Genomic DNA, 244 nt, shown 5'->3' with positions numbered 1-244 from the left:
CGACGATCAGCGGCAGGCCGTGGCGATGCGCAACGTCGGCAATGGCGGCGATATCGACGAAGGTGCCGCCCGGATTGGCAAGGCTTTCGATAAAGATGCCGCGGGTCTTGTCGTCGATCTGGCTTTCGAAGCTCGCCGGATCGGCGGAATCGGCCCATCGCACCTGCCAGCCGAAATTCTCGAAAGCATGGCCGAACTGATTGATCGAGCCGCCATAGAGCTTGCGGGCGGCGATGAAATTTTC

1 protein-coding gene is annotated in these 244 nt (G+C 60.7%); it reads right to left on the bottom strand.

Annotated features, from left to right (window positions below):
* On the bottom strand, positions 1-244 hold a 244-nt coding region (locus EOD29_RS34325; protein ID WP_206520618.1), incomplete at both ends, for a PLP-dependent transferase.

This window comes from Mesorhizobium sp. M1A.T.Ca.IN.004.03.1.1, assembly GCF_003997555.1.
In the GTDB taxonomy this organism is placed as follows: domain Bacteria; phylum Pseudomonadota; class Alphaproteobacteria; order Rhizobiales; family Rhizobiaceae; genus Mesorhizobium.
This window is presented reverse-complemented; position numbering and strand designations above follow the sequence as displayed.